This window comes from Kribbella antibiotica (genome assembly GCF_004349055.1).
GTDB lineage: Bacteria > Actinomycetota > Actinomycetes > Propionibacteriales > Kribbellaceae > Kribbella > Kribbella antibiotica.
Map to the genome: position 1 here is coordinate 40,613 of NZ_SMKX01000005.1, position 23,503 is coordinate 64,115.

24 protein-coding genes and 1 pseudogene are annotated in these 23,503 nt (G+C 66.4%); 9 read left to right on the top strand and 16 right to left on the bottom strand.

The window, feature by feature from the left end; all coding sequences use genetic code 11:
* The first annotated feature begins 4 nt into the window (after nucleotides 1-4).
* A complete protein-coding gene (locus E1263_RS02815; RefSeq protein WP_132164999.1) occupies nucleotides 5-1,438 on the top strand; it encodes an alpha-amylase in 1,434 nt (477 codons plus the stop codon).
* 35 nt (nucleotides 1,439-1,473) lie between these two features.
* On the opposite strand, the gene E1263_RS02820 is transcribed toward E1263_RS02815, so the two are convergent.
* The 8 genes from E1263_RS02820 to E1263_RS02855 all read right to left on the bottom strand — a co-directional run bounded on the left by E1263_RS02820 (nucleotide 1,474) and on the right by E1263_RS02855 (nucleotide 11,373).
* Nucleotides 1,474-1,842, bottom strand: a complete 369-nt coding sequence (locus tag E1263_RS02820) for a hypothetical protein (RefSeq protein ID WP_132165001.1) — start codon at nucleotides 1,840-1,842, stop codon at nucleotides 1,474-1,476.
* On the bottom strand, nucleotides 1,839-2,102 hold the full coding sequence (locus tag E1263_RS02825) for a hypothetical protein (protein ID WP_132165003.1): 264 nt from the start codon (nucleotides 2,100-2,102) through the stop codon (nucleotides 1,839-1,841). The genes E1263_RS02820 and E1263_RS02825 overlap by 4 nt, the downstream gene beginning before the upstream one ends.
* Nucleotides 2,099-2,371: a hypothetical protein gene (locus E1263_RS02830; RefSeq protein ID WP_132165005.1), complete on the bottom strand. Its 273-nt coding sequence runs from the start codon at nucleotides 2,369-2,371 to the stop codon at nucleotides 2,099-2,101. Before E1263_RS02830 ends, E1263_RS02825 begins: the two co-directional genes overlap by 4 nt.
* 97 nt (nucleotides 2,372-2,468) lie before the next feature.
* The gene (locus tag E1263_RS02835) at nucleotides 2,469-4,229 is read right to left on the bottom strand and encodes a 13E12 repeat family protein (RefSeq protein ID WP_132165007.1); all 1,761 of its coding nucleotides are present in this window, start codon (nucleotides 4,227-4,229) and stop codon (nucleotides 2,469-2,471) included.
* 164 nt (nucleotides 4,230-4,393) lie between these two features.
* Entirely contained in the window at nucleotides 4,394-4,612 is a 219-nt protein-coding gene (locus E1263_RS02840; protein WP_132165009.1) for a hypothetical protein, read from the bottom strand.
* A gap of 419 nt (nucleotides 4,613-5,031) precedes the next feature.
* Nucleotides 5,032-6,600, bottom strand: coding sequence for a DUF4139 domain-containing protein (locus tag E1263_RS02845; RefSeq protein ID WP_202868693.1), 1,569 nt, complete (start codon nucleotides 6,598-6,600; stop codon nucleotides 5,032-5,034).
* A 52-nt stretch (nucleotides 6,601-6,652) separates the two neighbouring features.
* A complete protein-coding gene (locus E1263_RS02850) occupies nucleotides 6,653-9,994 on the bottom strand; it encodes a S8 family serine peptidase (RefSeq protein WP_132165013.1) in 3,342 nt (1,113 codons plus the stop codon).
* A 206-nt stretch (nucleotides 9,995-10,200) separates the two neighbouring features.
* Nucleotides 10,201-11,373: a chymotrypsin family serine protease gene (locus E1263_RS02855; RefSeq protein WP_132165015.1), complete on the bottom strand. Its 1,173-nt coding sequence runs from the start codon at nucleotides 11,371-11,373 to the stop codon at nucleotides 10,201-10,203.
* Between the two features lie 188 nt (nucleotides 11,374-11,561).
* On the opposite strand from E1263_RS02855, the gene E1263_RS02860 reads away from it, so the two are divergent.
* The 6 genes from E1263_RS02860 to E1263_RS02885 all read left to right on the top strand — a co-directional run bounded on the left by E1263_RS02860 (nucleotide 11,562) and on the right by E1263_RS02885 (nucleotide 16,224).
* Nucleotides 11,562-12,560 (top strand): extracellular catalytic domain type 1 short-chain-length polyhydroxyalkanoate depolymerase, encoded by a 999-nt coding sequence (locus tag E1263_RS02860; protein ID WP_132165017.1) that lies wholly within the window; start codon nucleotides 11,562-11,564, stop codon nucleotides 12,558-12,560.
* 67 nt (nucleotides 12,561-12,627) lie between these two features.
* Nucleotides 12,628-13,215 carry a TetR/AcrR family transcriptional regulator gene (locus E1263_RS02865; RefSeq protein ID WP_165956439.1) on the top strand — a complete coding sequence of 196 codons (588 nt, stop codon included), beginning with the start codon at nucleotides 12,628-12,630 and terminating at the stop codon, nucleotides 13,213-13,215.
* A gap of 2 nt (nucleotides 13,216-13,217) precedes the next feature.
* Nucleotides 13,218-13,493, top strand: a complete 276-nt coding sequence (locus E1263_RS02870; RefSeq protein ID WP_202868694.1) for a DUF167 domain-containing protein — start codon at nucleotides 13,218-13,220, stop codon at nucleotides 13,491-13,493.
* Nucleotides 13,494-13,641: 148 nt separating this feature from the next.
* Nucleotides 13,642-15,324 (top strand): L-lactate permease, encoded by a 1,683-nt coding sequence (locus E1263_RS02875; RefSeq protein WP_132165023.1) that lies wholly within the window; start codon nucleotides 13,642-13,644, stop codon nucleotides 15,322-15,324.
* Nucleotides 15,325-15,472: 148 nt separating this feature from the next.
* Nucleotides 15,473-15,913, top strand: a complete 441-nt coding sequence (locus E1263_RS02880; protein WP_132165025.1) for a hypothetical protein — start codon at nucleotides 15,473-15,475, stop codon at nucleotides 15,911-15,913.
* Nucleotides 15,913-16,224 carry an RDD family protein gene (locus E1263_RS02885; RefSeq protein ID WP_272949638.1) on the top strand — a complete coding sequence of 104 codons (312 nt, stop codon included), beginning with the start codon at nucleotides 15,913-15,915 and terminating at the stop codon, nucleotides 16,222-16,224. The genes E1263_RS02880 and E1263_RS02885 overlap by 1 nt, the downstream gene beginning before the upstream one ends.
* Here E1263_RS02885 and E1263_RS02890 read toward each other — a convergent pair.
* On the bottom strand, nucleotides 16,217-16,444 hold the full coding sequence (locus tag E1263_RS02890) for a hypothetical protein (protein WP_132165029.1): 228 nt from the start codon (nucleotides 16,442-16,444) through the stop codon (nucleotides 16,217-16,219). The genes E1263_RS02885 and E1263_RS02890 overlap by 8 nt on opposite strands.
* Before the next feature lie 25 nt (nucleotides 16,445-16,469).
* Here E1263_RS02890 and E1263_RS44255 point away from each other — a divergent pair.
* A pseudogene (locus E1263_RS44255) lies at nucleotides 16,470-16,613 on the top strand (LuxR C-terminal-related transcriptional regulator); the annotation flags it as partial.
* A gap of 5 nt (nucleotides 16,614-16,618) precedes the next feature.
* On the opposite strand, the gene E1263_RS02900 reads toward E1263_RS44255, so the two are convergent.
* From E1263_RS02900 to E1263_RS02925, 7 genes are all read right to left on the bottom strand, one after another.
* Nucleotides 16,619-17,869, bottom strand: coding sequence for a nitric oxide synthase oxygenase (locus E1263_RS02900; protein WP_132165031.1), 1,251 nt, complete (start codon nucleotides 17,867-17,869; stop codon nucleotides 16,619-16,621).
* Nucleotides 17,866-18,324, bottom strand: a complete 459-nt coding sequence (locus E1263_RS02905; protein ID WP_132165152.1) for a hypothetical protein — start codon at nucleotides 18,322-18,324, stop codon at nucleotides 17,866-17,868. Before E1263_RS02905 ends, E1263_RS02900 begins: the two co-directional genes overlap by 4 nt.
* On the bottom strand, nucleotides 18,272-19,564 hold the full coding sequence (locus E1263_RS02910) for a globin domain-containing protein (protein WP_132165033.1): 1,293 nt from the start codon (nucleotides 19,562-19,564) through the stop codon (nucleotides 18,272-18,274). Before E1263_RS02910 ends, E1263_RS02905 begins: the two co-directional genes overlap by 53 nt.
* 250 nt (nucleotides 19,565-19,814) lie before the next feature.
* The gene (locus tag E1263_RS43110; protein ID WP_202868695.1) at nucleotides 19,815-20,252 is read right to left on the bottom strand and encodes a DUF1731 domain-containing protein; all 438 of its coding nucleotides are present in this window, start codon (nucleotides 20,250-20,252) and stop codon (nucleotides 19,815-19,817) included.
* 75 nt (nucleotides 20,253-20,327) lie between these two features.
* Complete coding sequence (locus E1263_RS43115; protein ID WP_202868696.1) at nucleotides 20,328-20,729, bottom strand: NAD-dependent epimerase/dehydratase family protein; 402 nt, start codon at nucleotides 20,727-20,729, stop codon at nucleotides 20,328-20,330.
* Between the two features lie 903 nt (nucleotides 20,730-21,632).
* Nucleotides 21,633-22,298, bottom strand: coding sequence for a LysR substrate-binding domain-containing protein (locus E1263_RS02920; RefSeq protein WP_132165035.1), 666 nt, complete (start codon nucleotides 22,296-22,298; stop codon nucleotides 21,633-21,635).
* Complete coding sequence (locus E1263_RS02925) at nucleotides 22,292-22,564, bottom strand: helix-turn-helix domain-containing protein (protein ID WP_132165037.1); 273 nt, start codon at nucleotides 22,562-22,564, stop codon at nucleotides 22,292-22,294. The genes E1263_RS02920 and E1263_RS02925 overlap by 7 nt, the downstream gene beginning before the upstream one ends.
* 151 nt (nucleotides 22,565-22,715) lie before the next feature.
* Here E1263_RS02925 and E1263_RS02930 point away from each other — a divergent pair, with 151 nt between their 5' ends.
* Nucleotides 22,716-23,447, top strand: a complete 732-nt coding sequence (locus E1263_RS02930) for a thioesterase II family protein (protein ID WP_165956441.1) — start codon at nucleotides 22,716-22,718, stop codon at nucleotides 23,445-23,447.
* The last annotated feature ends 56 nt before the right edge of the window (nucleotides 23,448-23,503 follow it).

Genomic DNA, 23,503 nt, shown 5'->3' on the forward strand with positions numbered 1-23,503 from the left:
ATGGATGCGGAAACTTCTCGTCGTACTGGTTGGGTCAGCGCTCGTCTCGGCCGGTCTGTCGGCGGGTACTGCGGCGGCGGTGCCGGACGGGCCGCGGGACGTGATCGTCCAGCTGTTCGAGTGGAACTGGAAGTCGGTCGGGCGCGAGTGCGGCGCGTTCCTGGGACCTCGCGGGTACGGCGCGGTGCAGGTGTCGCCGCCACAGGAGCATGTCGTGCTGCCGGGGCAGGGGTACCCGTGGTGGCAGGACTATCAGCCGGTCAGCTACAAGATCGACAACACCCGGCGGGGGACCCGCGCTGAGTTCGTGGCGATGGTGAACAGCTGCCACGCCGCCGGAGTGAAGGTGTACGTCGACGCTGTCATCAACCACATGACGGGTGGCTCGTCAGGCGGTGCGGGGAGCGCAGGATCGTCGTACACGCACTACAACTACCCGGGGCTGTACCAGACGCAGGACTTCCACCACTGCGGCCGCAACGGCAACGACGACATCGTCAACTACGGCGACCGCTACGAGGTGCAGAACTGCGAGCTCGTCGACCTCGCCGATCTCGCGACCGACACGGACTACGTTCGCGGGCGGATTGCGGCGTACCTGAACGATCTGTTGTCGATCGGGGTCGACGGGTTCCGGCTGGACGCTTCGAAGCACATGCCCGCCGCCGACATCGCCGCGATCAAGGCGCGGCTGTCGCGACCGGCGTACCTGGTGCAAGAAGTCATCCACGGCGATGGTGAGCCGGTCACCCCCGACGAGTACGTCGGCAACGGCGACGTGCACGAATTCCGCTACGGCAAGGACCTCGCGAAGATCTTCAACACCGAGAAGCTGTCGTTCTTGCGGACCTTCGCCTCACCACTGCCCTCCAACAAGGCTGTCGTCTTCACCGACAACCACGACACCCAACGTGGCACGGGCGTCCTCACCTTCCGCGACAACGCCCGCTACGCCCTAGCCAACGCCTTCATGCTCGCCTGGACCTACGGCACGCCCGCCGTCATGTCCAGCTACGAATATTCCAACAACGACCAAGGCCCACCGGCTGCAAGTGACGGCCGCACCACCGACACCACCTGCTTCACCAACCGCTGGCGCTGCGAACACGAATGGCGCGTCATCGCCAACATGGTTGCCTTCCGCAACGCAGCCCGCGGCACCGCCGTCACCGAATGGTGGGACAACGGCAACGACGCCATAGCCTTCGCCCGAGGTAACAAGGCCTACCTAATCCTCAACGACGAGGCGTCAGCCCTCACCGGCCGCTCCTTCCACACCAATTTGCCGGCTGGCGTGTACTGCGACATCTTCCACGGCGACTACACCCCAGGCACCTGCACCGGCCCGACGTACACAGTCGACGCCAACGGCTGGTTCCAAGCCAACATCGCATCCCAAGACGGCCTAGCCCTCCACACCGCAGCGAAGGTGAGCTGACGCCCTGCCCCGTCCAGCCACGCTCGAGCGTTCCATCAGTGCGACGGGCTTGGCCAGCCCGCACCTCGCCGAATCACGACGCGCCCACAGACCACGAAGCCCCGGTGAACCTCATCAGAAAGCTCCAGTTGCAGGAGGTGGCCCTGGTGTCGATCGGGGATGTGCAGAAACTCGTCGATCTCGGCTCGGTTCGCTGAGACCGCGACCGTGAGCCCGTTGTATCCGGAGGCAACCTTCATCCCCAGCACACCGGAAAAGACGACATCCACGAAGTGGTCGTATCCTGCACCCGGTCGTCCTCGAAGCACCAGCGTCGAATGCGACCTGCTGTAGGACCACAGCTGGAACGGGTGGTCGAGACGGAACGGCAGCGACTGCCTGTCGGCCGCCCCATCGGCCCTCACCGCAGCACCTGCTCGAAACGGTCGAGCCACTCCCAATCACCCGGCCCGTCCCGTAGGCCGGCCAACGCTGCCCCAAGGCAAGTCTCGAACGTCGGATGCCCCTGCACCCGAACACCGCTCGTGGGGGCGCCGGGACCGGACGCCGATGCTGTCCACGGCCCCGCGCCCTCCGTGATGCGCGCCGGCTCGATCATGACGACGAGCGTCACACCCGCCGCGCCGAGCCGCTCGAACAGCTCCTCGACCTCCGCCGCGTTCATTCGTACAACTCCAGCCATTCCCAGTCCCCAGGCATTGTCTTCAACCGGTCGACGACAACGTCGATGCACTGCTCCAGCCGCCGCAGATCCCAGCGCACCGTCCCCGACCCGCCCACCAGCGGCCCAGACAGCAACACTGTCCACCCCTGCCCACCTTCGGCCAGCCGCTCGTGATCGATCTTCAGCATCATCCGCACCCCGGCCCGGCCGACATCAGCCATGAACTCGCCAAGATCGAACTTCGTCGGATCGAACTCCTCCAGGTTCATCCCCGTCCCCGTCTCCGTCGCTGGTGCGTGTGCAGGAACGGTGGATTGTGCCAGCTGAGGGTTTCGGCGGGGGACAACCTCGGCGAGGTTGTCCCGATCACGGGGCGGAACCTGGTCTGGCACTAACACCGTGCCGGTCGGCCACGGGTAACTGGCCGGCGGGCTTGGTGATTCGGCGGGTCCCGGTGGCGTCGACGTGGAAGACGAATCCGTGGGGTGTGCTCCATTCCAGGGTGGTCGGGTTGATCCAGTGCGCGTTCCAGCCGCGCGCATGGGTCTTCAGCCGATGGCTGTAGCGGCTGAGTGGGATGAGGTTGGTGGTACTGGTTTGGCCTGGTGGCCCAAGTGGGTCGTACGGCTCGAGATGGTCCAGGTCGATGCTCCCGCTGGTTTCGCGGGTGCCGAAGGGGAACAGTTCGACTGGGTGGGTGAGCTTGACGCGTTCCCGGATGCGGTCGGTGGCTTCGTAGCAGTTGACCGAGACGGCGTCATTGAGATCTATGACGGGCTTGACGATGTAGGGGCCGTACCCGATCAACTCGCTCAGCTGCGAGGTCAGTAACGGCCCGACCCCCTCCACCCGCACAACACCATCACCAGCACGACCTGCGGCAACAGCGGCCGCGGCAGTCGCGAGCGTCTGATCGGTGAGGTGGACATAGATCACGGTCTTGCCTGGCCGCACCGCAACACCAGGGCGTGCAGGGGCATCCGAGGTCGCGTGCGATGTGAACCGGGCGTAGGCGTCCTGTTTGATCTGCATCAGCTGTCTGGTGAGCGCGAGGTGTGCAGTGGGATCCATAGGCTCAGCGTCGTCAGGAAGGCGGCAAGTGGCAGGATCGAACGGCTCCGCCGACCAATCAGGTCTGCGGTCGGGGCGGTCGAGCGGATCGGGCAGATCGCTGCTGCTCGGGTGTGGCGCGTCCCGGTCTGCTTCGTCGTCGGGGCCAGGCTCGTCATCGCTCACCGAACCGGCCCGGTCCGGAGTTGCCTCGTCGTGCTGGGGCGCGTCCGACGCTGCGGTCTCCCGAGCCGAGGGGACCGGGCTGCCCGGACCGGCATCCACAGTGGAGGAATTCGGATGGTTGTCGGCTTGAGCGAGGAGTTCTTGGGCGAAGACCGGATCGGCGATGACGCCGACCGCATCGGCGCGGCGGAGCTGGATCGGGCGCGTGTCACCGATGATCTGCTGGGCGTCGCCGAGTGCGTCGATGGCGGCATCGAACCGGGCCGCCGCGCCACACGAGGTACGGATGTAGATGGTCTTGGTGCCGTGCTCATCGGACCGGCCGACAAACACCCCACGCTCGCGAACCTTCGCCGCTGCCTCCGCCCGAGCACCTTCAGGATCGGCGTGCATCTTGGCTGCCTTCACGATCTTGCCCAAGCGGTACGGAGTGATCGTGTCGATCAAGTCTGCAACCCGGCCATCGACATACTCGGCGGCCTGCTCGGACAGGTCGATGCAGTCGCGCACGAGGCGGCACGCCTTCCAAGGAGTCGCCTCACCAGCCAAGACCTTGGCCCAGGTCAACGGGAACCGATGCCGCAACGCCAACGCATCACCGATCATCTGGGCCCCGACCCGGTGCGAAACACCGTGCACCACCGCGTACTCGCCGATCGCGAAATCAGCGATCGGTGGACAACCCTCACCACCCAGCACCACCGCACGTTCCCGACCCTCGAAGGAACGCTGACCCGGCCGCGGAGTACACGCATCAGGATGAAACCGATCCGCATAAACCTGCGCATGCTCGAGCACGCGAGCCTCAGCCCGGTTCACCAACGCACGCTGCTCCGCAGACGACTCCAGTAAGTCGACTGTAGGGAGCAGTGTCAGATCAGTCTCGAACATGTGTTCGATTCTAGTCCAATTATCGAGCGTGGCCAAATTATCGAGTGGAGTCTCTTCCCTTATATACAAGGGAAGAGACTCCACTCGAGCCACCTGGTACTCCAGTCGTAGTCCGTGACCTGGACAGTCACTAGCTCTGCCTGTTTCAGGACCCTCCCTCAGCGTCACTGTGGGAGGGATGCTCGCAGCCGGCCGATGGTCCGCAGGATCTCAGTGCGGTGCTTGGCCGCCTTCAGCCACGCCGGCAGCCGAGCCAACATGGTCATCCCGACGTATTCGCCGCGTTCGCGGAGCCGGGCACCGACGGAACTCTCCAAGATGTCCAGGTGGCGTTCGTTGAACGCCCACAGAGTCTGGCCCCGCAGCAATCCGCCCGCAGCCACAGTGGTTGACGGAAGTAGGGATCGACCGCACAGCCCCAATACGAGGAGGCCTGCTTGGCCTCGCCGGGCCAATTCCTGACGTGGCCACACGTGCGGCAGACTAGCCGTCGACGCCACCAGGCCGAGTGAGTACTACGGGGTTCCCCATCCAGCCACGGCGCCACCTGAGCGCGGCCCTGGCCAGCCGATCACCTCCGGGACAGTCGTAGGTCTGTGGAACTTAATGTTCGCCGGCTGCAGACTTCTTTCCACCGAGTTCGGGGGTTTACGACTGCCGGAGCAGTCCGACGGCGCGCTTCACCCGGGCCCGGTCGGATTCCTCCCCGAAGCATCGAGCCAGCGACTCGACGATCAGGAGCTCAAGCTCTTCGTCTTCCACGGTCACCGCCGCGTCGAATCGTCTGCCTGCGTGGAGTGGGTCACTCGCGCCAGCCGGTGAGGTCTACGGTTTTGGCGGATTCGACGCGGAAGCCTAGGTGGATGGTGGTGGATTCGCCGGGCTCTAGGTCTAGCTGCCAGGTGATGATGCCAAGGTCGGTGGTTTCCGTCGGGTCGGGGGTCGCCGTGGTGGGTTTGACGGCGATCTCGTGGTCTCGGGGGACTGGGAGTTGGTCCAGGACGGTGATGTGGGCGGCTCGGGGAGTGTGGTTCTCGATCTGCGTCGCGTATTCGACCTCGCGGCGGCGGGTTGAGCCGAGGGTTGCCTTGGTGGCGGTACGGCGGGTCAGTTTGCGGTCGACGCGGATTCGGTCGTCGAGGCCGAGGGCCAGTTCGACCTCTTCGCCGGGGGCCCAGAGGGGGAGTGCGCTGGAGCCTACGAAGTCGGATTCGTGGAAGACGGAGGCTTTGCCGGCGGGGAAAGTGTGGGTGCCGGAGTTCACCACGGTGGCTCGGAGGTGGACGTCGGTGGAGCGGACGGGGGCGGTGATGTAGTCCAGCGACGTGTCGAGTTCGACGGAGGCGATGGTGGCGCGGTGGGCGGCACCGTCGGCCGGTACGGCGACTGGGCGGGGCGGGATGTAGGTCGCGGCGGTGAGGCCTTGCTCGACGGTTGCTGCGACCTGCCTGAAGTCGGGAGCGGGTGCGCCGGCCGCTTGCAACATCTCGCCGAAGCCGGCTTCCGTCCGGCCTCGGGCCATGGCGAAGCTGGCGGGACCACCGGGTGCGGCCGGGACCGGTGGGTGATAGCGGTCGAGGTACCACGGGTCGAGCTCAGGCACCTTCGCATTCACCGCGGGCCGCGCGGTCGACAGGGTGAGCTCGCACTCGGGCCAGTCCTCGCCGGTGTGCTGCGTGATCAGGCCGAACCAGTTCAGCGTCAACCGGTCGCCGGCCACGCGGACGTCGTACGAGCTGGTCCAGCCTGCGCCGAGGACGACGTACGAGAGCTCGATCTCCACCTCTGCCTCAGCCTCGAGCTCCAAGGCAACGCCCACCGACCGACGGTCCGGCACCCGCTGCTGCGCGACCTCGGCGAGCCGCCGCTCGACTGCAGCAAGCCGCTCCGAAGCCTCCTGCTGCTGACGCGCAAGCTCACGCCGCTTACCCCGTACGGCGGTCAATCGCGTCGCCAGCGATTCCGTGAACTCACCCAGATCCGTGGTCGACGACCCCGCGGCCAGCGTGCGCGCGAAGCTGCTGCCGGCGCGTTTCCCCAACTGGGTAAGGAATGCGTCGAGCTCCGCCTGCACGTCATCGGCGTCCACGAGCCCCGCCACCTCGTCCGAAGCCTCACGGCGTTGCCGCTCCAGCGTAGCCACGGCCTCGTCGGGCGCCTGCGCGTGATGCCGCATCAAGACGTCCACCCCGAGCACGGTGGCCGCGCCGCGACCGGACACTCGGACCGAGTCCTCCTGCAACCCCAGCGGTAGCGCGTCGACGTACACGGTCTGGTCGCCGGCAGGGACGACAAGACGGCCACGCCGGGTCACGCGCGCCCGGTCGGGATAGACGGCGACGGCCACGATCGGAGCAGCGAGTTCTGTCATGCCCAGAACAGTAGTCCGGGCCGGGGACAGAAACCCCGGCCCGGAACCACAGTTAGTTGACGGTGATCTTGTCGACCTCGATCGTGAGGCCCTTGACGAGTGGCGTGGAGGTCCCGGTCGTCACCGAGCCGGTGCCCTTCTGCACTCCCTTGACGTTCATCGTGTAGGTCATCGAGCCACCCGGAGCACCCGGCGTACTCGTGATCCGGTAGTCCTCGACCGGCGCACCGGTGATCTGGCTACCAGCAGTCCCGTCGGCGTTCTCCGCACCCACAGTCAGCCCGTACGACGGCCCTGGGTCGCCCGGCAGATTGCCCGGATCGTAGGAGTAGGCGATGTCCTCGGCACCGTTCACGCCGATCCACTGCTGGAACACCTTGAGGTTGTTGGTCCCGAACAGGTTCACTCGCCACTCCAGGACGAGCCACGTGCTCACCCCGTCAGTCAGCGTCCCGGCAAAGACACCCGCGGTTCCGGTGCCGTCGAGGTCGGTCCAGTACGGCGCCAGCACGTTGTTCGGCTTGGCCGCATTCGGCAGCGACTGTGGCGCGAACTGCACGTCATCACCCGACGTCGTTCCACCGGCAACCGTGTATCCGTTGGAGACCACGCCGATCCGGTTGTAGGTCTGCCCGGCGAACACGTACGGCGGCACGTTGAAGTTCAGCGCTTGCTCGTCACCGATCGGCGTTGGTGCAATGCCGAACGCGTCTAGCGGCAGATAGCCGGCCACCGTCCCCGGAGCGATTCCCGGGGCATCGGGCTGCCGCGCGGCCAGCGTCGCTGTCTTCGTCGCGATCTGAGTGCCGACCTTGGTTGCACCCGTCACGCTGTTGAGCCGCAGCTGCGAACTCAGCGTGCTGAGCGCCGTTACCTCCGTCGCGGAAAGACTGTTGTTCTGCACAGTCACGGTGCAGGTCGACTGACCGGTGTTCTTGGCAATCGTGCTCGGCACACAGCTCTGATCAATCGGTACGACGCCCTCCTGCCGGAAGAACGCGACCGGCAGATGCAGGGCGCGGTTGCCGCCGACCTGCTTCAGGTTGACCTGGCCGAAGTACTGGCCATCGGGCAGGTCGGGTGCGGTGATCACGATGGTGAGCTTCTGCGTCTTACCTGCCTTCAGTGAGAAGACCGGAGGCAGTACGGCGACGTTCGCGCCACTGACCGTCGTACCGGTGGCGGTGAAGGCGAGTGTCTGGTTGGTGACGTTCTTGACCACTCGCTCGGCGGTGATGACGCCGGGCATGGTCGGTGCGTTGACCGACGGCAGGTTGAGGTCGATCCGGTTCAGCGCGTCGGTGGCCGAGGCTGCGTAGTTCGCTGCGGTCTCGTCCAGGGTCAGACCGGGGTCGCCGGCCTTGGTGAGGTCGATGCGGCCGCCGCCGTAGTCGAACGGATCGGCTTGCGTGGTCCGGTCGGGCTTCTTGACGGTCGTCTTGCCGGTTGTCTCCAGTGCGGACTTGACCTGGCCCGGGGTCCACGACGGGTGCAGCGCGAACAGCAGTGCGGCTGCGCCGGCCACGTGGGGCGACGACATCGACGTACCGGCGATCACCTGGTACAGGTTTCCGGGCGGTCCTTCGGACGGGGACTCGGGAGTCGGCGTCTGACCGGCGAGGATGTGCAGACCGGGCGCGGTGACGTCAGGCTTGAGGAAGTCGCCACCGGGACCGCGCGACGAGAACGACGTCATGACATCGCCCTGCCAGGTGGTCTTCGTGCCTTGGGTCATCTTCGCAGTGCTGCCCGGATGCGCGGCGAGGAACGCGAGCAACGCATCGGCATCGGCCTTCTCAAGCTGTGCCGCAGGCAACCAGTGGTTGTCGCTGAACACGTCGGACGGGAAGGTGGTGTTGTACATCAGCATGCCAACAGCGCCACCCTGCTTGACGTTGAAGCCCTTCATCACTCGCCCCGGTGTGAACTGGCAGGCCACGATCTTGCCTGCGAAAACCCCAGGAGGGGCCGGAGTGTTACAGGCCGCATCGCTATAGCCACCGGTAGACCCAGCCAGTACGACGGGAGTCGGCGTACTGATACCCGCCGTCACCGAGATCCCGGAGACCGTGGCAGTCGCGCCACCGCCGGCCAGCGTGATCGTCGACCGGAAGGTCCGAGACTGGGTAGAGGCCGCGACCGTGGTCACCCACGGGCTGCGGTGATCGGTGGTGTCCGCGCCCGGACCCGAGTTACCGGCCGAGGCGGCCACGAAGACACCCGCGGCGTACGCGTCGAGGAAGGCGAGCTCGACCGGGTCGCTGTACGGATCGCTGCCACCGGAGATCGAGAAGTTGATCACGCGCACGCCATCGAGGATCGCGCGGGCGACCGCTGCCGCCGAGTCGGACGGGAAGCAACCCTCAGCACCACAAACCTTGTAGACCGAGACCGCTGCCGCCGGTGCGATTCCGCGGGCCGGGCCTCGATCGATGCCGAGCGGGTTCGCGTGCGCGACCGGACCACCGGCCGAGGTCGTCGAGGTGTGCGTGCCGTGACCGTTCGAGTCCCGCGCAGAGTCGGGGTACACGTCGCCACCGATGACCGCGTTGTAGGTGTCGAGGAACGGCTGGCCGCCGATCAGCTTGCGGTTGCAGGTATAGACATCCGTGGCCGGAGTCAGCGGGTTGTCGCCGAAGTCGCACACGCGCGGCGTCCCGTCGGCGGTCGCCGGGGGAGCGGGCAGCGTGCCAGGATCGGCGTACGACGGGTGTTCCGGCCAGGCGCCGCTGTCGAGGATGCCGACGATCACGCCCTTGCCCGCGGACGACGATCCGCCGAGCTGGTTGTAGATGGTCGGTGCGCCGATGAAGTCACCGCTTGAATCAGTCAGTAGTTTCTGCGGGTTGTCCTGCTGAACCGCGGCGACACCGGGAAGTTTGAGCAGATCACGCGCTTGATTCGCGGGGACGCTGAGCGCGATGCCGCCGTACACGGTGCGTAGTTTCTGCCCGGCGCGAGCGCTCGGAACCCTTGTCTGCAACGCATTCAGGAAGCCGTTCTCGACGTTACCGACGTGCTTGAGGTACTTGGTGGCGTTGGTGCCCTTGGGATCAAGGCGTTTGCCGGTGACCGCCGGGCTGGTGCCGGGCAGGCCTTTGAGACCGCCGCGATAGGCGGCGAGTGAGTCGTAGTCGAGCTTGACGACCACGCGGATCTGCTTGGCCGAGGTGCTGTTGAGCAAGGCGGGATCGCTCTTGGCGAGCTGGCCGCTGGGCGACTTGGCGCCGTTGACCGTGCTCGCGACCTGCAGTGGCGTCGCGGTCCATTCCCGCCCAACAGGTGGTTGGTCGGCAGCAACCGCTCCCGTCGGCGACAAAGTGGCCGCTAACAACAGACCGGCGGACAAGCCGGCCACGGTACGTCTCTTGGTGCGTAGCAGTGGTGACCTCATGCGGTGGCCTCCCGTGAAGGCAGATGACGCCGTCATCGCGGGCAAGGCACAGCAAGACCCCCCAGGCCGCCGCGCCCCGAGCCCCCCTCGGAACGGCGTACCGGCAAGCACCCCCACGGTGCCTGCCTGAGCCGAATCTAAGCCCAAACGCGCAGCACGGCCAGACCTCACACAGGTCTGGCCGTGCTCATCCAGTAGATGCGTGGTTAAGGAATGCCTACCCCGAAGTCGCGGTTGGCGGTGGCGAAGTCCTGGAAGCCGATCCGGGCACCCGCCGTCCGGGTGGTGGTGCCGTTGGCGATCAGGCCGGCGTCGCCGCGGGAGTACATCGGGCCGCCGGAGTCACCGCCGCGGGCGGCCTCCTGGCCGTTCATCTGCTCGCCTTCGACGAGATCTTCGCGGTCGTTGTAGAAAAAGAGGACCTTGATGTTGCAGACGGGTCCGCCGACCACACCGGCGCTGGTCTGGCCGCCTTGGCACAGGAACTGCCCGACGTAGACGTGACCCCAGTAGGGGACGTTCTCGACGAGGCTGTCATTGCTGTTTCCGACGTAGAGCTGGAAGTCGACAGCGTTGGTGGGGATCAGGGCGATGTCGTGGTCGCCGTTCTTGGCGCCCATGTTGCCGATGTATTCGCCTTGCCGATCGGCGAACTGCTGCCCGGGTGAGCCACAGTGGCCCGCGGTCAGGATGTACGGGCGGCCTTGGCCGTCCTTGACGCCGAAACCCGTTGTACAGATGGCTCCTGCGGACTGGTTCCACAGACCGGCACCGCCGATCCACGGCGACCAGTCGTCGTTGCGGGAGGTCTGCTTGAGCGGCTCTTCGGCAACAACCCGAACCGGTACGCCGGTGCGCTGCTGCAGGGTCTGTCCGAGCGCGGACGCGGTCTTCCGGTACGACGGGCTGACGCCCAGCACCAGGCCGCTTCCGTCCTGCGGATCCTTCACGGCGTCGATTCCGTTGCTGGGGTTGAGCTTCTGCCAGGCCTCGATCGACCGGGCGGCTTTGTCGATCTCTGCCTTCGAGTGAAGGGCTTTGGCGATCCGTACCGGCGCAGTCCGGCCGGCGGAGGCGACCGCCTGCTGGATCCGGGTGGGCGGCGTACCTTTCCACCAAAGCACGGCGGCGTCATCAGCCAGCGTGACGCCGGCGTACCCGGCCAGGCCTGAAGATTCGGCGACGAGCTGGTCGGCAGCCTCGACGAACGGTCGCTGGGCCAGCATCTGCCGGTCAGCAGCAGACATTTGCTTGGCGACGGTTCGCGGTCCGGACGGGGTGAACTCGGAGGCCTGGGACGGCCCGGTGGACAACGTGGTCAGGAGGGCAGCGGCGGTGACAACGGCCGCTGTTCGAGCACTAACAGGTGGTTTGCGCATGAGCGGTCCTCACACTGGGGGCGGTTGCGACCCACTGTGAGGAGCTTGCTACCGACTGTCAATACATCGTTGTCATCTTGCCCTGGCCGGTACCGGCACTTGCCCATTTCCCCCCACCCTTGACTAGTTACACCTTGTATACTTACGCTGTAAGTACACGCCGAACGACGAAATCTGGGGGGTTCTGGATGAATCGACGAGTACTGATCGCCGGTCTGGTGGCCGCGTTCGCACTGGCCTTACCGCTGGAGCCGGCGACTGCTGCCGAGCCGCAGGCCGAAGGCACGAATCAGACCAAGTGGTACAACGGCCCTGAGGGTCAGATGTGGTACCAGGTGCACATCCCGCCGCAGCAGGCGGCTGGGAAACCGTTGCCAGTGGTGGTTTCGCTGCACGGGTGCACGATGAGCGGCTACGGCCTGAACAACATGCGCGACCTGACGAACTTCAACCAGGTGGCCGACGAGAAGGGCTTCATCGTCGTCTACCCGACCCAGGACGTCCTCCGCAATCTGGTGGGCTGCTGGAACGCTTTCGAACCGGCGCACCAGCGTCGTGGCAAGGGGGAGCCGGGGCTGGTCGCGGGGGTGACGAAGAAGGTTGTCGCCGACCTGAAGGCAGACCCCAAGCGGGTGCACGTCAACGGTGCTTCCTCGGGAGCCGGCCTGGCCGTCATCCTGGGGGTCACCTATCCGGACGTCTTCGCGACGGTGACTTCGGTCGCCGGTGGCGAGTACTCGCTCAACGACGTCGACCCCAACGATCTGGACGCGGTAACTCCGGTCGACACGGCCAAGCGTGCGTGGGCGGAGATGGGTCCTCGGGCCCGGCCGGTGCCGACCCTCGTCGTACAGGGTGACCAGGACACGACCGTGCGGCCGTTCCTCGCCGACCGGCTGGTGAAGCATTGGGCAGCCATCGACGATCTGGCGCTGAACAGTGCGCTCGACAACGACATGGACGCCGTGGCGGACAGCAATGTCACGGTCACGACTCCTGGGCTGAAGACGTACACCCACAAGAGCTACGTTCCGCGCGACGGCGGCCCGAAGCTGATCGAGTACGTCACCGTCCAAGGCCTCGAGCACAAGTGGCCCGGCCCGGGGACCGGCGCGCTCGTCGACAACACCGGACCGGATCTGGCTCGGATCATCTGGACCTTCAACGCCACCCGGACACTGCCCTGATGCAGGCCTTGAGCCTGCGCTAGCGCGAGAATGCCCTATGGGCACTCAGGCGGAACGCAGGACCCGGATGACCCGGGAGACGCGGGGCGCGCAATTGCTGGACGTGGCCGAAGGGCTGTTCGCTGTTCACGGCTTCGAGGGCACGTCCATGGAAGACATTGCGCGCCACGCGGGCGTCACCCGGCCTGCGGTCTACCAGCACTATTCGACCAAGGACGCCATCTACCTGGCGTGCGTCCGCCGCGCCCGCGACGAGCTCGAAGAGAAGATCCGCGAGCCCGAGGTACTGCTTGAGGCCGGCGCCGGGATCGGGCCGGTGATGGAGCGTGCCGGTGAGGTCTTCTTCTCCTTGCTGGAAAGGGATCCCCAGCGCTGGATGGTGCTCTTCAATCCGAGCATCGCCCTCTCGAAGGACCTCTCCGAGCAACTCACCGAGATGCGCCGGCAGACCATTGTCCGGATCGCGGGCATGCTCCGGCACTTGCCGACCGAGGACGACGTACGGATCCTTGCTTTCTCGTACGCCGTCAGCGGGGTCGGCGAGCAACTCGGCCGCTGGTGGCTCGCGAACCCCGAGGTTCCGCGGGCCGAGGTCGTCGCACTCTTCCGCGACTTCACCACCGGCGGCCTCACCCAATGGCTCAAGGCCGATTGAGCTTGCGGATCTTGCTGAGGGTCAAGCCCGGCGCCTCCCGGACCGCGGTCAACGGCCGGTACGACGGCCCTGGCGGTCCTGCGCTCGTTGTCGCGGTGTCGGCTCGCGCGGTCGAGGGGCAGGCGACGAAGGCCGTGCTGGCGGCGGTCGCGGCGGCCTTCGCTGTCCGGCGGTCGGCCGTCACATTGGTGCGCGGGGCAACGAGCCGGGACAAGCTGGTCGAGGTCGACGGTGATGAGGCGGCGCTGAGCTCGAGGCTGGCCGAACTGCTCGGTTGAGGATGGAACTTTTCCGCCGGTTGTGCCATCACCGATGGACCTCCGAGGCCTGGAGTTCCATCCGAAAAGCATGCTTGTAAGCGTTTGCCGATCGGTGTTAGCGTCCCCTCGCTGTGCGTGAGGCACGCACCTTTCTGGGGAGGACGCCATGGGCTGGGTTCAGGATTATCAGCCGGCCGGACCGCTGTGGTTGTCGGCCCTACTGGCCGCGTTGCCGGTCTTCGTCCTGCTGATCGCGCTCGGTATCGTGCGGCTCTCGGCGCCGATCTCGGCGGCGCTGTCGTTGCTCACGGCATTGATTGTCGCGCTGGTGGTCTACGGGATGCCGGCCAAGCTGGCGTTCGACTCGGCCGCGATGGGGGTGGTCTTCGGCGTCTGGTCGGTGGCCTGGATCGCCTTCCATGCCGTGTATTTCCACAACGTCACCGTGGCGACCGGCCGGTTCGAGCAGATCAAGGCGGTGCTGGCCGGGTTCAGTGAGGACCGTCGGCTGCAAGCACTGCTGATCGCGTTCGGCTTCGGTGCGTTGCTGGAGGGCGTCGCGGGTGGCGGTTCGCCGATCGCGATCACTGCGGCGATGATGGCGGCGCTTGGTTTCCCGCCGGTTCGCGCGGTCGTGCTGGCGTTGCTCGCCAACACCGCGCCGGTGGCCTTTGGTGGATTGGGCAACCCGCTGATCGTGCTCGGCCGGTTGACCGCGCCGATCCTCGGCATGGAACAGGGGGAGGCAACCGACCTGTACTCCTCGATGGTCGGCCGTCAGCTGCCGCTGATCGCGTGGGTCGTCCCGGCATTCCTGGTGATCGTGATGGCCGGCTGGAAGCGGATGATCGAGGTCTGGCCGGCTGTCCTGACCACCGGTCTCTCCTTCGCCGTCATGCAGTACGTGACCGCCAACTTCATCAGCCCCAGCCTCGTCGACGTCATTGCGGCCCTCGCGGCGATGGGATCGCTGTGGGTGCTCACGCGGTTCTGGCAGCCGAAGACGATCTGGCGCTTCGAGAACGAGAGCGCGCCGGTTGAAGAGGCCGCGCCGAAGACCGCTCGGACGGGTGCGGTCTACGCCTGGGCGCCGTACATCATCCTGATCGTCGCGATCTTCCTGTCCCGGATCGGCTCGATCATCAAGGGCCTTCCGGCCTGGCTGGACCTCAGCGCCCTGCTCCACAAGGCCGACTGGAAGTTCCCCTGGCCCGGCCTGCACAACCAGGTGATCCAGCACGCGCCGATCACCCCGAAAGACACGCCGTACGCCGCTACTCTCACCATCGACTGGCTGTTCTCGCCCGGCACGGTGGCACTGATCGCGGCCATCATCGCGGGTCTGGTGATGGGCGCCCGGCCTGGATTGCTGGTCGCGACCTACCGCAAGACGCTGCACCAGATGCGCTGGGCGCTGCTGACGATCTTCATGATCCTCGCGATCGCGTTCGTCATGAACTACTCCGGCGCGACCCAGACCCTCGGCCTCGCACTGGCCACAACCGGCGTACTGTTCCCGATCTTCTCGGCGTACATCGGCTGGCTGGGCGTCTTCCTGACGGGCTCGGACGCGTCCGCCAACAGCCTGTTCGGCCCGATGCAGGTCATCTCCGCGCAACAGCTCGACCTCAGCCCGATCCTCGCCGGCGCCACCAACACCTCCGGCGGCGTGATGGCCAAGATGATCTCCCCGCAGAACCTCGCCATCGGCGCCACCGCCATCGGCCAGAGCGGCAAAGAGGGCCAGCTGCTTCGAATGACCTTCTGGTGGTCGGTCATCCTCGCCTTCGTCGTCGGCCTGATCTCGCTGCTCCAAGCCACCGTCCTGAGCTGGATGATCCCCGGCTGAGTTTGCAGCTTGCTGCAGGTCGATCCGCTGGGCAGTCGCCCATCGAGCTGGCATCCTGCTCCGGACGATAGGGGGCAGGATGCAGACGTACTTGTTGCGAGCACCGAGCTGGATGGTCGCTGTCATCTGTGGCGGTACGTTCGCCGTGATGATGACCGTGCTCGGGTTGATCAGCGATGTGGGCGGCACCTTCATCGCGCTGAGCGCCGTGATCGGCGGCGTTGTGACCGGCACCACCATTGCACTGGCAACCCGGAAGCAGCGGCGCGAGCAGCTCCGTATCCTCGAGCAACGACCAGTCGCGGAGTGGAAGCAGGTACGCCGAGCGATGTGGCGGGGGCCGGTGCCTGCCGACCCTGAGATTCGTGGGTCTGCGCTGGAGCTGGCGAGGACCATGTACGGCAGAGCTCACCGTTTCCGCTGGTGGATCACCATCATCCTCGCCCTGAACCTCGTGCTGTCGATTGCGCGGGTCGCGACCGGCGACAATCCTTGGTATCTCTTGGCGGGCGTTGCGTGGGTTGGGGCGGTCGTCTCGCACTGGTACACCATCCGCCGCCTGCGGCAGCGGATCGCGCTGCTGCAATGATGGGGGAATGGCTGCCAACGAGACCGCGCCCGTCCGGCGCCGGGTGCTGCAACGGCGGATCCACACTGGGCATGCGCCTCACCAAGCTGAAGGTGATCCGGCTCGACGGGTCTGCGCCGAGCCGTACGCACTATCTGATCCGCTACGCACTCTGGGTCGTCGACGGCCTGTTCTGGGCCATCGTCGCGCTAGTAGCCATCCTGGCCACGCCGCACCCGGCAGCGCGTGGGCGATCTCGCCGCCGGCACCATCGTGGTGAATGCGCGCTAGCGCTGCAGATTGCGGTGCCGCCCTCGGCACACCCTAATTGATGTGTACTTCGTAGATCTTTCCGTAGTTCTGCTCTTTGACCTCGTTCTTCGGGAAATTGTGCCGGTATTCGGAGCCGTCGCCGGGATTGTAAATGAACCAGCCGGCATTGTTGCCGCTGCTGGAACCGTGGACGTACGGCTGGTTGATGTTCGTCTCGCCGACGTTCGCGAAACAGCGCCGGGCGGACAGGGTGGCGCCGGGTTCGCGGAACGTGAACACCAGGTAGCCGCCCTCGAATCAGCAGGTCGCGAAGGAGCTGTTTCTGGTCCGCCGGACAGTCGAGTTCCATCTGTCCGGTGTCTACCGCAAGCTGCAGATCGCGGGCAGGCGGCAACTCACCGAGCTTCTCGGCGTCGGCGCCCGCCCTCATGTCTGGGACGAGATCTGACGGGCTCAGCCGAAGGCCGGCGGGCTGCCGTGGAGCGCTCGCTGGATGGAGTCGGGGTCGGTGAGGAAGTTGGGCAGCTGGTCCTCGGTGTCGTAGTAGCGGTGGAAGACCGGCGTTTGCGAGCCGGAGACCGGCGGGACGATCCAGCTCCAGTCGGCCGGGCAACTGCGACCAGCACGTTCCTCCCGCTCGAGATGGATCAGGAACCTGCGGGATTCGGTGTGATGGTCGGTGATGCTGACGCCGCTCGACTCGTACGAGTGCAGTACGGCGCGGTTGAGCTCGACGAGAGCCCGGTCCCGCCAGAGGGTCGCCTCGGATGAGGTATCGAGACCCATCCGGGCCGCGATCTCCGGGATCAGCGCATAGCGGTCGTTGTCGCCGAGGTTGCGAGCGCCGATCTCGGTGCCCATGTACCAGCCGTTGAAAGGCGCGGTCGGGTAGGAGACACCGCCGATGACGAGTCGGCTGTTGCTGATCACCGGGACCGCATGCCACCGCAGACCGAGGCCGGCAAACCACGGAAGCTCGGGATGTTCGAGCAGGACCTCGTGGATCGCGGACTCAGGGAGCTCGAACAGGCGCGGCCCCTCGGTGGCGGTCTCCACAACAAGGGGGAGTACGTCGAAAGGTCCCGGATGCTCGGGCGGTTGCCAGCCACGCCGAACGAGCTCGCTGGTGAAAGCCCGGTAGCGGGGATCCCCGATGACCTGGCCGTCGGGCTGGTCATAACCGGCGTACCGGATCAGTTGCTCGTTCCAGATCCGCGGGGCATGGCTGGTTGGAGTCTCCGGTGCGAACACGCTGATCATCGGGCGGATCTTGCCGCCGTTGTGCGCGGTGCGCAGGTGGTCGAAGCAGTGCTCGGCGACCGTGCCTGTGTCGGAGACCAGGCGCAGGTCGCGCACCTGCAGGCTTTGCCAGTAGAGCCTGCCGATGCAGCGCGCGTTGTTGCGCCACGCGACGCGGGCGCCGAAGGTCAGCTCCTCCGGCGTATGCCAATAGGTGCCGGTCAGCTCGATCTCGCGCATCACCACCGTGATCCGCGAGCCTGGCGGTCCGGCCTGGTCGTTCTCGCCGTGGAAGAGCTGCAGGAATTCCTCGGCTTCTGCCTGCACCCGCTCGAGATCGGGGCGCCTCGGACTGATCTCAGGCTCGGCGCGATGCCCGGGGTGGTTACGTCGCGCCCGCACCCGGCCCGGTCCGGCGGATGCCGACCGGCCGGTCCGGGGTGCCTTGCGCCAGGCAAGGCTCATCGCTCGGTCCGAGGCGGCGCACTCCCGAGCTTCTGGTCGACCTCAGTGGCGAACGAATCCACGATCGACTGCATCTGAGCCTGCGCAGTCTGGGCATACGACCGCACCTGCTCCCCGGCGGTGTCCATGGCCGACGCGACGATCTGGCGCTCGTGCTCGCGCGCATGGCCGATCCGTTCGCGGGCGTCCCGGCTGACGTCCTGGACCATCTCCTCGACGACGAGCTGCGCCTGGCTGAACATCTGGACGACCTGCTCGTTCACCCGGTCGCCGGCCTGCTCGTAGTGCTCCAGCTCCTCCCGCATCTGCCGCAGCTCTCCCCGGCCGCGCTGCAACTCGGCCAGCAGCCGCTCGTTGCGCGCCCGGGTTTCGTTGAGCTCAAGCTCGGCCTCCTGGACCTGGTCAGCCAGCCGATCGAGGTATCCGTAGACCTTGTCCGCGTCGAGTCCCCGCATCCGGCGCCGGAAGGCTTCGGACCGGATCTGCTGCGGTCCTTGGTACTGCGGGCCATGGTGGCGGTGCTTGATCGTCACTGGGTGTCTCCTGACCTGGACCGGCGGCGTGCTCGCCCGCGGCCGCGTAGTAGAAGTGCTCGTACTTGATGTGCTCGGGCTGCATTCCCGCGGCGGCCAGCTGCTCCAGGGTGTGCGCGACCATCTGCGGGCCGCCGCACACCATGGCTGTCCGGCCGTACAGCATCTGGCGTCCCGCGACCGTCCCGACCTTCCCGCGGATGCCGGGATAGGACGCGTCGTCGGACACGACTTCGGTGTAGTCGAACCAGCCGCGCGTCGCGGCCAGCTCGCGTAGCCGCGGGCGTTCGTAGAGATGCCAGGGCATCCGGACCCCGTGCATCAGGTGGACGAGCGGCCCATTGCCCAGGCGTTGCCACTCCTGATCGATCTGCTCCAGTACGGCGAGCAGGGGCGCGAGGCCGGTGCCACCGGCGACCAGCAGCAGGTCCTTCGGTTCGCCCGCTCGCCGGGTCAGTCGCTCGCCGACCGGTGCACCGAGTTTCACGATGTCGCCGGGCTTGAGTGACCGGACCACGGCCGGGCTCACCTGACCGCCGTCGATCTGCTGGACATGCAGATCGATCGAGCTGTCCGCGCGTGGTGCGTTGGCCGGACTGAAGTAGCGCCACTGCCGCGGACGCTGCGGAATCTCCATCGAGACCGACTGCCCGGGCCGGAACACGAACGGGCTCCGCGGCCGGATGGTCAGCAACGTCAGGTCCATCGTCCGCCGCTCGGCCGTGACCACTTCGGCCTCCCACCAGTCCGGTGCGGACTCCGAGGACATCTCCGCGGCCTCGACCATGATCCGCGCTACCACCTGGTACGCGGCTGTCCAGTCGGCGGCGAGGTCCGCATCCCACGCGGGCCCGAGGAAATGCGCCAGTGTCGCGCACAAGGAGCCGCCAACAGCGTCGTAATGCGCTGCCAGTACGGCGTACTTGCGGTGATCGCGGCCGAGATGCTGCAGGAAGGCCGCGTCGGTGTCGAGCTGGTCGGCGTGGCTGACGATGCGCCCCAGCGCACCGACGAACTTGTCCCGTTGATGTGCCATCGAGAGCGGGAACATCGGCCGCACCTCGGGATGAGTGACGAAAAGGTGCGAGTAGAAGTAGAGCGGTACCTGCTCTCCGTGCTTGGTGACCTGGTCCCAACTGTGTTGCAGGGCGTGCGCATCCATCGGGTGCAGGTTCCCTCCCGATCCAATCCCCGAGTCTTGCAGTCCTTACGATCTCTCCGGTTTACCCCGGCCCAGCGGGCCGAAACCGGTGAAACGGACTCAATCGTCTCGGAATTCTTTACGGAGCGAAACCCCTTGTACACAATAAAAACGCTTGTTGGAATGCCGTGATCACAGCTGCGGCGGACCCGATCGTAGACCCGTTCGTACTGTCCTGGCTACCCTTCGTAACTGTCCTTGCTGAGGGCAACTACTTTGTCCGGACGAGGTCCTGGGCTGCAGCCGTCCACTCCGCGAACTCGAAGGTGAAACCGGCGTCGGTGAGCCGGCCGGGCGCAACGCGCCGGCTCTTCAGCAGGAGCTCGGTGTCCGAGCGGAGGATGAAGGCGCCGAGCGTGGCCATCCAGCGCGTGGCCGGCAGTCCGATCGGCATACCGACGGCTTGACGCAGTGTTCGGATGAAGTCGCGTTGCGGCAACGGATTCGGTGCGGCGAGGTTAACCGGTCCATCAAACTCGTTGTCCAGAAGGAGGTTCACCGCCCGGGCAAGATCGGTCTCGTGGATCCATGACATGTACTGACGCCCGCCCGCGATCGGTCCACCGAGCCCCAGTCGTGCCATCCGCTGCAGAATGTCGAACGCGCCGCCGCGATCCGGCGACATCACGATCGCCGTCCGCAGTGCCACCTTCCGGGTGTCCGGAGTGCTGGCTCGCTCCTGCTCGGCTTCCCAGGCGGTGGCGATGTCGATGCTGTACTTCCACTACGCCGGTACGTCGGCTTCGGTGCCGCCGATCGTGCCCGACTCGGCATTGGCCGGGCCGAAGGTGTGCGCATAGATCGTCGCCGTACTCATCTGCAGCCACACGCGTGGCGGCGTACCGGCGGCGGCGATCGCTTCGCCCACGACGCGCGCCGAGTCGACCCGCGAATCCATCATCTCCTGCAGATTCTTCGGGGTGTAGCGGCAACTGACACTGCGGCCGGCCAGGTTGATGACCGCGTCGGCGCCGTCGAGCTCCTTCGCCCACGGACCGAGCGTCCGGCCGTCCCAGCGCACCGGCGACGAGCGGCCGATGACCACGACCTCATGGCCCTGACCTGCGAAGTACCTGCTCAGAAACGATCCGATGTGGCCGGTCCCGCCGGGCATGACGATTTTCACGGTTCGACCGTAGCACTGGATTTGAACGTGTTCAATTCTTGGATTGGGGCTGGTGCGGGTGTGTGGTTGCTCGCCGCTCCGGACAAGCCGGACACGTTGCTTGTGGCTGGTCGCCGCGGCGGCCGCGTTACAGAAAGAGCTTGGCTGAGCCCGGCGCGGGTTGAGGTACTGGCGAGGCCGGCGACCGCGCTCGCGCTGCTTGAGGTGCCCGCTATGGCTGAGGTCCAAAAGCAGCGCCAAGTGTGGAAACTCCACGTCGCCATTTGCACAAAACGTTCCACCCAGCTCTCCAGGCGGGCAGGTGGGTGGGGCCGGGGAGCTTTACCCGTCATTCCAGGTCAGTTTCGCTCCCCAATGCGCCCGGATACCTCACGAATCTGGCGCTGGGGAGTTTCACCGGCGTATCCGCCTGCCGTTTCGCGCTACGCGTGACTTTTTCGGGTCCATACGCCGAAAAACTCACGCGTAGTGAGCGCCGGCGCGGCCAGCCGGGCCCACAACCGAGGGCTTGAACAAGAAGCAGTGGGCCTGGACAGGTAATTACTTGTTCACGCCCACCACCCGGCCGACGAACCCCCGACGAGTGGACAGCGCCGCGACGAGAAATGGGCAACCAGCTCGGCGGCCGGGGTCAGCCGGGCGCGGCAGCGCCCCGCACCTCGTTGCCAGCGCTTTTCACCACAGCGGAGGGTCACGTTCAAGGCTTCCTCGCTACCGGCCGCAACCATAGCGAGCACCTCAATCGGCGGTCACGCGATCGCCGACCTCGCCAGTACCTCAACCAGGCACCGGGCCCAGCCAAGCTCTTTATGTAACGCGGCCGCCGCGGCGACCAGCCACAGGCAACGTGTCCGGCTTGTCCGGAGCGGCGAGCAACCATGCGCCGCCGTACCAAACGGGCGGTCAGAGTTTGTCGGCGATGCGGATAACGTGTTCGCGGAGCCATTGGTGGGCGGGCCACTGGACGTGGCGGGGGTGCCAGAACATGCCCAGCGAGAGCTTCGGGAGCTGGGCCGTGGTCGGAACCTCGCGCAGGCCCAGTCCTGGGCCCATCTCCTCGAAGAGGCGGCGCTGGGTGACGGTGAGCATGTTGGTGCCAACCACCGACTGCAGCGCGAGCCCGAAGGACTCCACGGTCATCGCGGCGTTCTGCCGCAGGCCCTGCTCGCCGAGACGGAGGTCGACCATCGGCCGGTTGCCCACCGGCCCGGAGACCAGCACGGCCGGCTGGGCGGCGAGATCTTCCGGGGACAGCGGCTCTGGATCGGCCGGGCGCTTGCCGTCCGCGACCACGACGAACTCGTCGGTGATGACCAGTTGGTGCGGGAAGTTGAGCAGCTCTTTCGTTGCATGCGGCAACGGCCAGAACGCGAGGTCACAGCGCCGCGTTCGCAGCGACTCGACCACGTCCGAGCGCAGTGACTCGACCGTGAGTCCCACCTGGGGAGCCGTCTCGGTGAGCTCGGCCATCAGTGGGTGCAGCAGGATCTTGGTCACGTAATCGCTGGCGATCACCAGGAAGGTCCGGTCGGCGGACTCGGGATCGAATGTCCGCGCCGCCGTCAGCACCTTGCGGGCGGCCTCAAGGCGTCCTGAACCGGCTCGAGCTGCGACTCCGCGAACGGCGTGAGCACCAGTTCGCGCCCTTCGCGGACGAGGAGTGGATCGTCGAAGTGCCGGCGGAGCTTGGCCAGCGAGACGCTCATCGTCGGTTGCCCGACGGCCAGCAGTTGCGCAGCCTTGGTCACGTTGCACTCGCGCAACAGCGCATTGAGCGGTAGCAGCAGGTTGAGATCGATCCTGCCCCACTCGTTCAGCTTGTCTTCCACACCCATGTCTCCAGGTCCCCAGACGTGTCGGTGGGTGATCGTCTCATATGAGCGGAACGGTTGGTAATGATCTCATGACTCAGGGCAAGGAGGGCTCCTTTCCTGTGGGTCAACCGCAGGTTTTGAGGGCCGTGACGGGCCCGGATAGGTTCTGGGGGTGTCGACGACCTGGATCCGTAGCCGTGCACCTCGCCCCGCAGCCCGGCTTCGGCTGATCTGCCTGCCCCACGCCGGGGGTGCCGCGAACTTCTTCCAGGACTGGCACGCCCGGATCCCCGATGACATCGAGGTGCTCGCCGTCCAGTACCCGGGCCGCTGGGAGCGGACGGGCGAGCCCCTGCTCGAGTCGATGGACGAGTTGGCCGCGGCTGTGGCGGCCGAGATCCGCCCGCTGGCGGACCGCCCGATCGCTGTTTTCGGACACAGCATGGGCTCGATCGCGGCGTACGAGGTGACCCGGCGGCTGGCGGAGTGGGGGATCGAGCCTGCGCACCTGTTCGTCTCCGGCCGCTACCCGCCGAGCGAGCAGAAGACCAGCTCGGTCGTCCACCTCCTCGACGACGACGGCCTGGCCGAGGAGCTGATCCGCCTGGGCGGCATGCCGGCCGAACTGCTGGCCGACCAAGACATGCGCGACTACTTCCTGCCGATCATCCGGTCGGACTACCGGCTGATCGAGACCTACCAGTGGTCGCCCGGTCCCGAGCCGAAGGCGCCGATGACCATCCTGTACGGCGATTCTGACGCGAACATCGGCGCCGAGCAGGCCGAGCGCTGGCGGGCTCACAGCGCCGGCGAGGTCACAGTCCGCCGATTCCCCGGTGGGCACTTCTATCTCGTTCCGCAGCGCGACGCCGTACTGGAGTATGTCGTCGCCACGCTGAGCTGAGCGGCCGGATCCGGTCAGTGCCTCGCCGAGGCCTTGATCGGTGCAGATCGGCCGCC

Excerpts from the sequence above, each read along its gene's own strand:
- E1263_RS02815 (WP_132164999.1), top strand. The coding sequence starts at position 5 with ATGCGGAAACTTCTCGTCGTACTGGTTGGGTCAGCGCTCGTCTCGGCC.
- E1263_RS02825 (WP_132165003.1), bottom strand. The coding sequence starts at position 2,102 with ATGAACGCGGCGGAGGTCGAGGAGCTGTTCGAGCGGCTCGGCGCGGCG.
- E1263_RS02830 (WP_132165005.1), bottom strand. The coding sequence starts at position 2,371 with ATGAACCTGGAGGAGTTCGATCCGACGAAGTTCGATCTTGGCGAGTTC.
- E1263_RS02835 (WP_132165007.1), bottom strand. The coding sequence starts at position 4,229 with ATGTTCGAGACTGATCTGACACTGCTCCCTACAGTCGACTTACTGGAG.
- E1263_RS02845 (WP_202868693.1), bottom strand. The coding sequence starts at position 6,600 with ATGACAGAACTCGCTGCTCCGATCGTGGCCGTCGCCGTCTATCCCGAC.
- E1263_RS02850 (WP_132165013.1), bottom strand. The coding sequence starts at position 9,994 with ATGAGGTCACCACTGCTACGCACCAAGAGACGTACCGTGGCCGGCTTG.
- E1263_RS02855 (WP_132165015.1), bottom strand. The coding sequence starts at position 11,373 with ATGCGCAAACCACCTGTTAGTGCTCGAACAGCGGCCGTTGTCACCGCC.
- E1263_RS02860 (WP_132165017.1), top strand. The coding sequence starts at position 11,562 with ATGAATCGACGAGTACTGATCGCCGGTCTGGTGGCCGCGTTCGCACTG.
- E1263_RS02865 (WP_165956439.1), top strand. The coding sequence starts at position 12,628 with ATGACCCGGGAGACGCGGGGCGCGCAATTGCTGGACGTGGCCGAAGGG.
- E1263_RS02875 (WP_132165023.1), top strand. The coding sequence starts at position 13,642 with ATGGGCTGGGTTCAGGATTATCAGCCGGCCGGACCGCTGTGGTTGTCG.
- E1263_RS02880 (WP_132165025.1), top strand. The coding sequence starts at position 15,473 with ATGATGACCGTGCTCGGGTTGATCAGCGATGTGGGCGGCACCTTCATC.
- E1263_RS02885 (WP_272949638.1), top strand. The coding sequence starts at position 15,913 with ATGGGGGAATGGCTGCCAACGAGACCGCGCCCGTCCGGCGCCGGGTGC.
- E1263_RS02900 (WP_132165031.1), bottom strand. The coding sequence starts at position 17,869 with ATGAGCCTTGCCTGGCGCAAGGCACCCCGGACCGGCCGGTCGGCATCC.
- E1263_RS02905 (WP_132165152.1), bottom strand. The coding sequence starts at position 18,324 with ATGCGGGGACTCGACGCGGACAAGGTCTACGGATACCTCGATCGGCTG.
- E1263_RS02910 (WP_132165033.1), bottom strand. The coding sequence starts at position 19,564 with ATGGATGCGCACGCCCTGCAACACAGTTGGGACCAGGTCACCAAGCAC.
- E1263_RS02925 (WP_132165037.1), bottom strand. The coding sequence starts at position 22,564 with ATGGGTGTGGAAGACAAGCTGAACGAGTGGGGCAGGATCGATCTCAAC.